11 protein-coding genes are annotated in these 10864 nt (G+C 63.2%); 7 read left to right on the plus strand and 4 right to left on the minus strand.

The window, feature by feature from the left end:
* Both BKY26_RS16365 and pobA read right to left on the minus strand, forming a co-directional pair.
* Positions 1-283 (minus strand): alpha/beta fold hydrolase (locus BKY26_RS16365; protein ID WP_342714980.1); only part of this gene is annotated, 283 nt, incomplete at its 3' end.
* Positions 283-1452: a 4-hydroxybenzoate 3-monooxygenase gene (pobA, locus tag BKY26_RS16370; RefSeq protein WP_071691451.1), complete on the minus strand. Its 1170-nt coding sequence runs from the start codon at positions 1450-1452 to the stop codon at positions 283-285. The genes BKY26_RS16365 and pobA, both read right to left, overlap by 1 nt.
* 96 nt (positions 1453-1548) lie before the next feature.
* On the opposite strand from pobA, the gene pcaQ reads away from it, so the two are divergent.
* The gene (pcaQ, locus tag BKY26_RS16375; protein WP_071691452.1) at positions 1549-2484 is read left to right on the plus strand and encodes a pca operon transcription factor PcaQ; all 936 of its coding nucleotides are present in this window, start codon (positions 1549-1551) and stop codon (positions 2482-2484) included.
* A 103-nt stretch (positions 2485-2587) separates the two neighbouring features.
* The gene (locus BKY26_RS16380) at positions 2588-3457 is read left to right on the plus strand and encodes a ribokinase (RefSeq protein WP_071691453.1); all 870 of its coding nucleotides are present in this window, start codon (positions 2588-2590) and stop codon (positions 3455-3457) included.
* Here BKY26_RS16380 and BKY26_RS16385 read toward each other — a convergent pair.
* Entirely contained in the window at positions 3454-4452 is a 999-nt protein-coding gene (locus tag BKY26_RS16385) for a helix-turn-helix transcriptional regulator (protein ID WP_083431489.1), read from the minus strand. The genes BKY26_RS16380 and BKY26_RS16385 overlap by 4 nt on opposite strands.
* 98 nt (positions 4453-4550) lie before the next feature.
* Entirely contained in the window at positions 4551-5471 is a 921-nt protein-coding gene (locus tag BKY26_RS16390; RefSeq protein WP_071691454.1) for a LysR substrate-binding domain-containing protein, read from the minus strand.
* A gap of 160 nt (positions 5472-5631) precedes the next feature.
* On the opposite strand from BKY26_RS16390, the gene ugpB reads away from it, so the two are divergent.
* The 5 genes from ugpB to BKY26_RS16415 all read left to right on the plus strand — a co-directional run bounded on the left by ugpB (position 5632) and on the right by BKY26_RS16415 (position 10788).
* Positions 5632-6936, plus strand: a complete 1305-nt coding sequence (gene ugpB, locus BKY26_RS16395; RefSeq protein ID WP_071691455.1) for a sn-glycerol-3-phosphate ABC transporter substrate-binding protein UgpB — start codon at positions 5632-5634, stop codon at positions 6934-6936.
* An 80-nt stretch (positions 6937-7016) separates the two neighbouring features.
* A complete protein-coding gene (gene ugpA, locus BKY26_RS16400) occupies positions 7017-7898 on the plus strand; it encodes a sn-glycerol-3-phosphate ABC transporter permease UgpA (protein ID WP_071691456.1) in 882 nt (293 codons plus the stop codon).
* On the plus strand, positions 7898-8749 hold the full coding sequence (ugpE, locus tag BKY26_RS16405) for a sn-glycerol-3-phosphate ABC transporter permease UgpE (protein WP_071691457.1): 852 nt from the start codon (positions 7898-7900) through the stop codon (positions 8747-8749). Before ugpA ends, ugpE begins: the two co-directional genes overlap by 1 nt.
* A 10-nt stretch (positions 8750-8759) precedes the next feature.
* Positions 8760-9812: a sn-glycerol-3-phosphate import ATP-binding protein UgpC gene (locus BKY26_RS16410; protein WP_071691458.1), complete on the plus strand. Its 1053-nt coding sequence runs from the start codon at positions 8760-8762 to the stop codon at positions 9810-9812.
* A complete protein-coding gene (locus BKY26_RS16415) occupies positions 9781-10788 on the plus strand; it encodes a glycerophosphodiester phosphodiesterase (RefSeq protein WP_158514350.1) in 1008 nt (335 codons plus the stop codon). Before BKY26_RS16410 ends, BKY26_RS16415 begins: the two co-directional genes overlap by 32 nt.
* Positions 10789-10864 lie beyond the last annotated feature (76 nt).

The raw sequence follows: 10864 nt of genomic DNA on the forward strand, positions 1-10864 counted from the left end.
AGAGCCCCACGAAAACGCAATCGGAAACGCCCAACCCGTCCAGCAGCGCCTCGGCGTCGCTGACCAGATCCGCCATCGCGTAAGGGGCAGCGGGGCAGTCCGACAGCCCATGCCCGCGCTTGTCGAAGCGGATGATCCGAAGGCCAGCGGGCAGAAGCGGTAGGATCTGGTCCCACAGCCGCATATCGGTGCCGAGCGAATTGGCGAAGACCACCGGGACTCCCGCCGTTTCGCCATCCTCGCGCCAGTTCAGCTTGACGCCATTTGCCTTGAGAACGCGCATCAGAAGGGCAGCCCCACGTAATTGGTGGCAAAGACCTTCTGCGCGTCTGGATTGTCGCGCAGGAACTCCAGGTCGGCGCGCTGCATCTTAATATCGAACCCGTTCATGTCGGGGAAGCGGTGCAGCATCATCGTGGTGTTCCAGCTGAAGCGTTCCGCCTTCCAGATCCGGGCCAGCGCCTTCTCGGAATAGCGGTCGATGCCCTCGCTGTCCTTTTCCTCGTAGAACTGCATCAGCCCGTGATAGAGGTAATGGATGTCGGAGGCCGCCGTGTTCAGCCCCTTGGCGCCCGTGGGCGGCACGATATGGGCGGCGTCACCGCAGAGGAACAGCCGGCCCCACCGCATCGGTTCCGTCACGAAACTGCGCAGGGGGGCGATGCTTTTCTCGATCGAGGGGCCGGTGACCAGTGTTTCGGCGGTCTTTGCGGGCAGGCGGCGGCGCAGCTCGTCCCAGAACATCTGATCGGACCAGTCCTCGGCATGATCGGACAGTGAGCACTGGATGTAATAGCGGCTGCGCGTCCAGCTGCGTTGCGAACAGAGCGCGAAGCCACGGTCGGAGTTGGAATAGATCAGTTCCTCATGCACCGGCGGTGTGTCGGACAGCAGCCCGAGCCAGCCGAAGGGATAAACCTTCTCGTATTCGGTGCGCACGGTCAGCGGGATGGTCTGGCGGCTGACCCCATGGAACCCGTCGCAGCCCGCGATGAAATCGCAGTCGATCCGCTTTTCGCTGCCCTCATGGGTGAAGGTGACGTAAGGCGCGTCGCTGTCGGCCCCGTTGATCACCACATTGTCCACCTCGAACAACGTCTTGGCCCCACAGGCCTCGCGCGCATCATAGAGATCGCGGGTCAGTTCGGTCTGGCCATAGACCACGACGCTTTCGCCGGTCGTCTCGACGAAATCCACCCGGAACTGATCTTCGCCATAGGCGATCACGGTGCCGTCATGGATAATGCTTTCGGCATCCATCCGCTCGGCCACGCCCGCCTCGCGCATCAGGGTCACGAGCCCGGTTTCCAGCACACCCGCGCGGATGCGGCCAAGCACGTAGTCGCGGGTCTTGCGTTCCAGAACCACCGCGTCAATGCCCTTGCGATGTAGTAGCTGCCCCAGCAACAGCCCCGACGGACCGCCCCCTATAATCACCACCTGACTGCGCATGAGATCCTCCCAGAAATCAGACTAGACCTGTTGGATTGGATTTAGCATAACTGTTTATGCGTGAAAAATGACATGTTGGGCATTATGCTTTCCCAAATGGATAACAAAGCGATCCGCAGCCGCATCAAGCTGCGCCATATCCAGTGTTTCACCGAGACCGTGCGGCAAGGCAGCCTGAAACGCGCTGCGGAACGGTTGAACCTGACGCAGCCCGCGATTTCCAAGACCCTGAAGGAGCTGGAACAGATCCTCGGCAAGACGCTGCTTCTGCGCAGCCGGGCCGGGGTCAGCCTGACCGATGCGGGGCAGGTCTTTGCGCATTTCGCGGATATGAGCCTGTCGGCGCTGGATCACGGGCTCGATGGCATCGCGCAGCTCGATGCGACGGGAAAGCGGGCCGAAATCAGCATCGGTGCGCTTCCTTCCGTCGCGGCGGCCCTGTTGCCCCGTGCGGTGGTGGAGTTCGAACGCCTGTCGCCAAGCGCCTCGCTGCGGGTGCTGGACGGGCCGATTGCCTATCTGGTGGACCAGCTGCGCAGCGGCGCCGTGGGCATGGTGATCGGGCGGCTTGGCGATCCGTCGATCATGCAGAACCTGAGCTTCACGCAGCTCTACCAGGAAGAGGTGGATTTCGTGGTGCGCCCCGGCCATCCGCTGCTCGATGCCCCCCGGCTGGAGGATATCGTGAACTGGCCGGTGATCTACCCGCCCGCCGCCGCCGCGATCCGGCCTCTGGTGGAACGGTTCCTGATCGGCCATGGCATCGGCGCGCTGCCGAAGGCGCTGGAAACGGTTTCGGGGGCCTTTGGCCGGGTCTATACGCGGGAAAGCGATGCGGTCTGGATCATCTCTCGCGGCGTGGTCTGGAACGAACTGGCAGAGGGGCGGCTGGTGCGGCTGCCGTTCGATACCGGGATGACGCGGGGGCCGGTGGGTCTGCTGCGCCGTGAGGATGCGGAACCGGGGGCAGAAGAAGGGCTGTTCGTGACCGCCCTGACCCGGACCATCGCCCAGATGCGGCTGGCGGGCTGATCTTCCTGCGCGGCTCTGCGATGCGGATCGAGTGGCGAAACCGGGCTGGCAGGCGTGCGTGGGTGAGGCTAGTCTGTCCTCATCAGGCAGGCGGACAGGTCCCATGACGATCTACAATCTCGGCTCGATCAATATCGACCATTCCTACCGGATGGATCATCTTCCCGCGCCCGGCGAGACCATTGCGGCGCGGACGCTTCAGACCGGGCTCGGCGGCAAGGGGGCAAACCAGTCCATCGCCATCGCCCGCGCGGGCGGGTCCGTGCGCCATATCGGGGCCATCGGACCGGAAGGGCCGTGGACGGTGGACCGGCTGGCGGCGGATGGGGTGGATGTGAGCCATGTGGCGCGGGGCGAGGTGCCGACGGGACATGCCATCATCGCGGTCGATGACGCGGCGGAGAATGCCATTATCCTTTTTCCCGGTGCGAACCGGCAGGTGACAGCCGATCAGGTGGAAACGGTGCTTGGCAGCGCTCAGCCCGGCGACTGGCTGCTTTTGCAGAACGAAACAAGCGCGGGGGTCGAGGCCGCCCGGCTGGCGCGGGGCAGGGGGTTGAAGGTCTGTTACTGCGCCGCCCCCTTCGACCCGGAGGCGGTGCGCGACATCCTGCCGTTCACCGACCTTCTGTCCGTCAACGAGGTGGAGGAAGCGCAGCTTCGCGCCGCCCTGCCGCATGGCGCGCTCGACGGGATCGACCGGTTGGTGACCTATGGCAGCCGGGGGGCGGCCTATATCGCGGGCGCGGCGGCGACGCGGGTCGATGCCTTCAGCGTCGTCCCCGTCGACACCACCGGCGCGGGCGATACCTTTTTGGGCTATGCGCTGTCGGGGATAGATGCGGGCCGGCCGCTGGATCAGGCCCTGATCCGCGCTGCGGCGGCAGCCGCCATCCAGGTCACCCGCCCCGGCGCGGCAGAGGCCATTCCCATGGGCGATGAGGTGGATACGTTCCTGGCGGAGCGCGGCTAGGGGCGGGGCTGGTCCCGAGCCTCTCGCGGGGTCATGCCGGTCCAGCCGCGAAAGGCGCGGTAGAAGGAATTGGGGTCGCGGAAGGCCAGCAGGTACGAGATTTCCTCGATGCTGACATCGTCGCGGCGCAGGTAATGCAGGGAGAGTTCCGTGCGCGTGGCGTTCAGGATGGTTTGAAAGCTGGTGCCTTCGTTGCTCAGCCGTCTGTGCAGGCTGCGGGTCGATAGCCCCAGATGGCTGCCGACCGCATCCGCCGTGGCACGGCCCGCTGGCAGCATCTCGATCAGCGCCGCCCGCACCCGGTCTGCACAGGCCTGCCGCGCACCAAGCGCAACGAGATCCCGCCGCAGCCGCGGTTCGAACATCTGCCACAGGTCGTCATCATGGCTGATGAGCGGCAGGGTTGCATCCCGTGGCGACAGGCGCAGGCCAGAGCCATGCCCGTACTGCACCGGGGTGCCAAGATAGTTGTCCAGCCGCGCGCGGTCGCCCTCATAGGCGGGCAGGTCTACCCGATCGGGCACCACCTGTTCGCCGGTGAGGTTGCGCAGAATGTTGACCAGGAAGACAAGCTCGAAGGCCGCAAGGCTGTCGGGCAGGGGATCATGGGGCGACAGCGAGGCAAAGCGCAGGGACAGCCCGTCGAGGTCGCTTTGAAGGCTCAACCGGAACGGCCCCGCCAGCGGTTTGAACAGCGACAGCCGCTGAAAGCCGATCTCGACGGTCGGGCTACAGGAAAAGGCGAAGAGGGCGGGGATGAACTGGCCCTTGGCAGAGATCATCGCAAGGTCGAACGCCATCTCCGCGCTGCCATGTTCCGTCTCTGCTGCCCGCCACAGGGCAAAGACTTGCGCAGCGGTCGCGCCGCGCCCCTCTCTGGCGAAGAAATCACTCGGCAGACCGGCGCGGGCCAGAACCTTTTCGGAGGGCAGTTTCAGCCCGAGGCAGAGACGCTCCATATGCTTTGCTATGGGGAAACGGTCGGGGGTGGACATAGGCGGCTCCGGGATTGTCAGGGTCAGTATAGGGGCGCAGGCCCTCAGTAGCACTTGCAAATCCTGCCAATCCGGTTGCGAACCCTGCCAGTGGCGCCTCAGCCCGGATCGCCGCCGCTGCCGGCGCTGGCGAGGTAAGGGTCCAGGCTGCGGGTGAAGGCGTCGATGAAATCCAGCACGATGGGCGTGCGGCTGCCGGTGGCCGGGCGCAGGATGGTCAGCCGGTGATGGATGGGCGGCGTGAAGGGGCGGATCACGACCCCTCGCCCCTCGAACTGCGCAGCATCCAATGCGCTGACCACGGACGCGCCCATGCCCTCGGCCACGATGGTGCAGGCGGCGGTGAACTGGCGCACTTCGATCCAGGAATTGATCTCGACCCCGTAATTGGAAAACGCGCGGCTTAGCCGGTGAAAGAAGCGGCTGTCGCGGCGGGTGTGGATCATCTTTTCCTCGGCCAGGTCAATCGGGGTGATGTGGCTTTTCGCGGCCAGCCGATGCCCCTTGGGCAGGATGCAGACCGACCGGATCAGCACATCGCTGCTTTCCGTGGCGGGGTGGCCGGGAAAGGCGTCGGTGATGCCGCAATCATATTGCTCGCCGATGATCCATTCGAGAATGCGTTCGGGTCGGTCAGGCTCCAGCGTCACCGTGACGCCGGGCCGGTCCGCCAGAAAGCGCATCAGCACGCCGGGCAGGTGGCTGGTGGCAAACCCCGGCAGGCAGGCGATGCGGATGTGCCCGGCGGTGCGCTCGGTCAGGTCGCGGCGCAGGTCTTCGAGATGCTCCAGCCCGTCCAGAACCCGGCGTACCTCGGTCAGCAGGTAGCGCGACTCACTTGTCGGGTGCAGCAGCCCCTGTCGGCGCTCGAACAGCTCGAAGCCGATGGATTTGGAGAAATCCGACAGCAATCGGCTGACAGCGGGTTGTGACACCCCAAGCGCCTGAGCGGCCTTTGTGACATTGCCCGTTTCCGCGACAGCGCGGAAGGCTTCCAGTTGTCTGAGCTGAAATTTCAATGGGTTATCTTTCTTTCTGCTTCTGCGAAAGCGACTGTTTTCAAACGCAGAACATAATACAATGTTATGAAATAGGACATAAAAAATTCACTTGAATTATTTCCGTCTCTCCCGAAAGCTGCCGCGCATAACTGCTGCATTTCTGTCAGGGAGAGAAGAAATGACCTTCACCAAGACGCTATTGGCGAGTTCCGCCCTCGTGGGCCTGATGGCCGGGGCTGCCGCCGCACAGACCGAGATTCACTGGTGGCACGCCATGGGCGGCGCCAACGGTGAGCGCATCGACCGTATGGCCGCCGAGTTCAACGCCATGCAGTCCGACTACGTGATCGTGCCCACCTACAAGGGAAACTACACCGAGACCATGACCGCCGCCATCGCCGCCTTCCGCGCCGGTGAGCAGCCGCATCTGGTGCAGGTCTTCGAGGTCGGCACCGCCACCATGATGGCCGCAGAGGGCGCGATCTACCCGGTTGAGGAAATGATGGCCGATGCCGGTGAGCCCTTCGATGGCGACGCCTATCTGCCCGCCGTTGTGTCCTATTACGAAACCCCGGAAGGCGAACTGCTGTCGATGCCCTTCAACAGCTCGTCCCCGGTTCTGTGGTACAATGCCGACGCGCTGGCCGCGGCTGGCGTCGACGTGCCCACCACCTGGGACGAAATGGAAACCGCCGCTCAGGCATTGGTCGATAGTGGCATGGAATGCGGCTTCTCCTTTGGTTGGCAAAGCTGGGTGATGATCGAGAATTACTCGGCTTGGCATGACATGCCCATGGGCACCCAGGAAAACGGTTTTGCCGGGTTCGATACCGAATTCACCTTCAACACCGAAGCTGTCGCCAACCGTCTGCAGCGCATCGCTGACATGCAGGAGGGCAACCTCTTCGTCTATGGCGGTCGTCGCGGTGACTCGCTGCCGATGTTCACCAATGGCGAATGCGGCATGTGGATGAACTCCTCCGCCTATTACGGGTCGATGGTGGCACAGGCGGAGTTCGAGTTCGGTCAGGCCATGCTGCCGCTCGACACCGATCTTGCGGATGCGCCGCAGAACTCCATCATCGGGGGCGCGACCCTGTGGGCGCTGCGTGGCCATGATGCGGCGGAATACGAAGGCCTGGCCCAGTTCATGACTTACCTGTCCTCGCCCGAGGTGCAGGCCTGGTGGAGCCAGGAAACCGGCTATGTGCCGATCACCACGGCGGCATACGAGCTGGGGCAGGAGCAGGGCTTCTACGCGGAAAACCCCGGAACCGACACTGCCATCCAGCAGCTTAGCCTGAACGCCCCCACCCCGAATTCCCGTGGCATCCGCTTCGGCAACTTCGTGCAGGTGCGTGATGTGATCAACGAAGAGCTGGAAGCGCTGTGGGCCGGTGATCAGACCGCCCAGGAAGCGCTCGACAATGCGGTTGAACGCGGCAACGAGCTGCTGCGCCGCTTCGAGCGGTCCGTGAACTGATCGCGTCCACCTGACGCGAGAACGCCCGGCGGCTTCATCCAGTCGCCGGGCCTTTCCCTTCCGCACCCGGTTCCTTCCCGATGCTCAAGCGCGTTCACTTCCCGGCGTCCCTGCTGCCTTACCTTCTGGTCGCGCCGCAGGTCATCATCACGCTGATCTTCTTCATCTGGCCCGCAAGCCAGGCGGTCTACCAGTCCTTCCTGATCGAGGACGCCTTCGGTTTCTCGACGGAATTCGTCTGGTTCGAAAACTTCGAATACCTGCTGCAGGACGACCATTACCGCGACAGCTTTGGCCGGACGATCTTCTTCTCCGCCGCCGTCGCGTTTCTTTCGATGAGTTTCGCGCTGATCCTCGCGGGCTTTGCCGACCGGGTGATCCGCGGCTCGACCACCTACCGCACGCTTCTGATCTGGCCCTATGCGGTGGCGCCGGTTCTGGCCGGGGCGCTATTTTTGTTCATGTTCAATCCGACCATCGGGATCTTCCCCTATCTGCTTGAAATGGTTGGGTATGACTGGAACCACTACCTCAATGGCCGTCAGGCGATGTTTCTTGTGATCATCGCCGCCGCGTGGAAACAGGTGGCCTATAACTTTCTGTTCTACCTTGCCGCCATGCAGTCGATTCCGCGCTCGATCATCGAAGCTGCGGCCATTGACGGGGCAGGCCCGATTCGGCGCTTTGCGACGATCATCTTCCCGCTGATCTCGCCCACCACCTTCTTCCTGCTGGTCATCAACGCGGTCTATGCGTTCTTCGAAACATTCGGGATCATCCATGCGGTCACGCAAGGCGGCCCTGCCAATTCCACCACGACGCTGGTCTACAAGGTCTATAATGACGGCTTCATCGGCCTCGACCTTGGCGGATCGGCGGCACAGTCGGTCATCCTGATGTTCATGGTCATCGTGATGACGGTGATCCAGTTCCGCTTCATCGAAAAGAGGGTTCAGTACTGATGGTTGAAAATCGTCCCCTCCTGTCGATCCTGGCCCATATCGTGCTGCTGCTTGGCGTCGCCATCGTGGCGCTGCCGGTCTGGATCACCTTTGTCGGTGCCAGCCACGAGGCCGAGCGGATGCTGCAAACGCCCATCCCGATGCTGCCCGGCGATCAGTTCTTCGTGAACCTGCGCCAGACCCTGTGGGGATCCGGGCTGGAAGGCACCAATACCGCGCCCGTGTGGATGATGCTGATGAACTCGATGGTCATGGCGCTGATGATCGCCATCGGCAAAATCGCCATTTCGCTGCTGTCGGCCTTTGCCATCGTCTATTTCAAGTTCCCCTTCCGCATGGGCTTCTTCTGGATGATCTTCATCACCCTGATGCTGCCGGTCGAGGTGCGCATCCTGCCCACCTTCGAGGTGATCGCGGACCTTGGCATGCTGAACAGCTATTGGGGCCTGACGGTGCCGCTGATTGCCTCGGCCACGGCCACCTTCATGTTCCGGCAGGTCTTCCTGACCATCCCCGACGAGATGCTGGAAAGTGCCCGGATCGACGGGGCGGGGCCGATGCGGTTCTTCTGGGACATCGTCATTCCGCTGTCGCGCACCAATATCGCGGCGCTCTTCGTGATCCTCTTCATCTATGGCTGGAACCAGTATCTCTGGCCACTTCTGATCACCACCGACACCGACATGATGACCATCGTGGTCTCGATCAAGCAGATGCTGGAGGCGGCAGAACAGTCGCCCCAGTGGAACATCATCATGATGACGGCCCTTCTGGCCATGATCCCGCCGATCTTCGTGGTGATCGCAATGCAAAAGCTCTTCGTGCAAGGGCTGACCGAGACCGACAAATAGGACGCGCCAAATGGCTGGAATTACGCTCGACTCCCTTACGAAATCCTATGGGCCGACCGAGGTCTTGCATCACATCGGCGCGGACATCGAAGATGGCGAGTTCGTCGTCATCGTTGGCCCCTCGGGCTGTGGCAAGTCCACGCTTCTGCGGATGATCGCGGGGCTGGAAAGCATCACCTCGGGCGAGGTGTTTATTGGCGACAAGATGGTCAACGGGCTGGAACCGGCGGACCGCGACATTGCCATGGTGTTCCAGAACTACGCGCTTTATCCGCATATGACCGTGCGCCAGAACATGGCCTATGGGCTCAAGATCCGGAAGATGCCCAAGGCCGAGATCGACCGCCGCGTGCAGGAGGCGGCCGAGATTCTGGAGATCGCGCAGTATCTCGACCGCAAGCCCCGGCAACTGTCGGGCGGTCAGCGGCAGCGCGTCGCCATGGGCCGTGCCATCGTGCGCGACCCGCAGGTGTTCCTGTTTGATGAGCCGCTGTCGAACCTTGACGCCAAGCTGCGGGTGCAGATGCGGCTGGAGATCCGCAAACTGCAAAAGCGGCTTGGGGTGACGTCGATTTTCGTGACCCATGATCAGGTCGAGGCGATGACGCTTGGCGACCGGCTGATGGTTCTGAACGGCGGCTATGTGGAACAGTTCGGCACCCCGATCGAGCTTTATGAGCGACCCGCATCCGTCTTCGTGGCGGGTTTCATCGGCAGCCCCGCGATGAATTTTTTCCGTGCGACCGCCGATGACCTCTCTGTCACGCTTCCCAATGGCGCGGTGGTGCCCACGGCTCAATCCGCGCGCGGCGGCGTGATCTGCGGATTGCGGCCCGAGCATCTTGTGCGCGACCCGTCCGGCCCCATCGAAATGGAGGTCGAACTTCTGGAACATCTGGGCGGAGTCACCCTGCTGCATGGGCCGCTTCAGGGCACGGATCAGCAGATGGTGATCAGCCTGGAGGGTATTTCGGAGATTCAGATCGGTGACAGTCTGCGGTTCTCGCTGCCGCCTGAGCTGGTGCATCTCTTTGACGCGCAGACCGACCGGCGGATCGGCTGAGATGGTGGACCGGCTCTCCCCTCTGCGCCGGGCCCCGGGCATCGTGCGGCTCCATGGGCACCGGGCCGCGCGGGGGGTCTTGCCGGAAAACACGCTGCTGGCCTTTCGCAACACCTTCGATATCGGCGTGCAGGTGGTGGAGCTTGATATCCTCTCCACCCGCGATGGTATTCCGGTCATCACCCACAATCCCCGGCTCATGTCCGCCTCGACCCGCGACGCCGAGGGCAACTGGCTGTCGGGGGAGGGGCCGCGCATTCATGATCTGACCTATGAGGAGCTGAGCCGCTACGATGTGGGCGGGCTGCGCGCGGGCACCGCCTATGCCGCGCGCTATCCCGATCAGGCCTTTCTGAACGGCCTGAGGATCCCCCGTTTCGAAGATCTCGCGCGGATACTGGCAGAGCCCGCCTATCGGAAGATCTGGCTGAATATCGAGATCAAGAGCCACCCGGACCATCCCGAATTCACGCCGCCGATCCCCGACTATGTCGCCTCGGTGCTGTCGGTCCTGCGCGCCCATGGTCTGGAGGACCGCGCGATCCTGCAAAGCTTCGACTGGCGGGTGCTGGAAGAGGTGGCGCGCAAGGCGCCCGATCTGCCGCGCTCCTATCTCAGCTACCTGCCGCGTCCCAATCCGCCTATGGATGCGAATGTGTTTGACGGCTCGCCCTGGATCGGATCGGCCCCCTGGGCGCGGTTCGACGGGTCGCTGCCCCGCATCATCTCGCAGATGGGGGGAACGCTCTGGTGTCCGTATCATGAGGATCTGGACCCCGAGGCGGTGGCGCTGGCCCATGATCTGGGACTGATCGTCAATACCTGGACGGTGAACAGCCCCGAGGACATCCTGCGGGCCATTGATGCGGGGGTGGATGGGATCATCACCGATTACCCGTCCCGCGCGCAGCGGCTCTTGCTGGATCGCGGCCTGAGCTGGCGGGAGGACATTCGCCCGATCCGCGCCACGGGCTGACTCGGCATCCGTCTTCCACAGACGGACCTCGCTCTGCTGCAGCCGCCGCAGGAGCGGCCCAATGCCCTTGCAAGGG

The organism is Nioella sediminis (assembly GCF_001879695.1).
In the GTDB taxonomy this organism is placed as follows: domain Bacteria; phylum Pseudomonadota; class Alphaproteobacteria; order Rhodobacterales; family Rhodobacteraceae; genus Nioella; species Nioella sediminis.

What these genes read in the sequence shown, in the direction of transcription:
- ugpA (WP_071691456.1), top strand. Translation starts at nt 7,017, where the DNA reads ATGCTCAAGCGCGTTCACTTCCCGGCGTCCCTGCTGCCTTACCTTCTG.
- ugpE (WP_071691457.1), top strand. Translation starts at nt 7,898, where the DNA reads ATGGTTGAAAATCGTCCCCTCCTGTCGATCCTGGCCCATATCGTGCTG.
- BKY26_RS16410 (WP_071691458.1), top strand. Translation starts at nt 8,760, where the DNA reads ATGGCTGGAATTACGCTCGACTCCCTTACGAAATCCTATGGGCCGACC.
- BKY26_RS16380 (WP_071691453.1), top strand. Translation starts at nt 2,588, where the DNA reads ATGACGATCTACAATCTCGGCTCGATCAATATCGACCATTCCTACCGG.
- pobA (WP_071691451.1), bottom strand. Translation starts at nt 1,452, where the DNA reads ATGCGCAGTCAGGTGGTGATTATAGGGGGCGGTCCGTCGGGGCTGTTG.
- BKY26_RS16385 (WP_083431489.1), bottom strand. Translation starts at nt 4,452, where the DNA reads ATGTCCACCCCCGACCGTTTCCCCATAGCAAAGCATATGGAGCGTCTC.
- pcaQ (WP_071691452.1), top strand. Translation starts at nt 1,549, where the DNA reads ATGGATAACAAAGCGATCCGCAGCCGCATCAAGCTGCGCCATATCCAG.
- ugpB (WP_071691455.1), top strand. Translation starts at nt 5,632, where the DNA reads ATGACCTTCACCAAGACGCTATTGGCGAGTTCCGCCCTCGTGGGCCTG.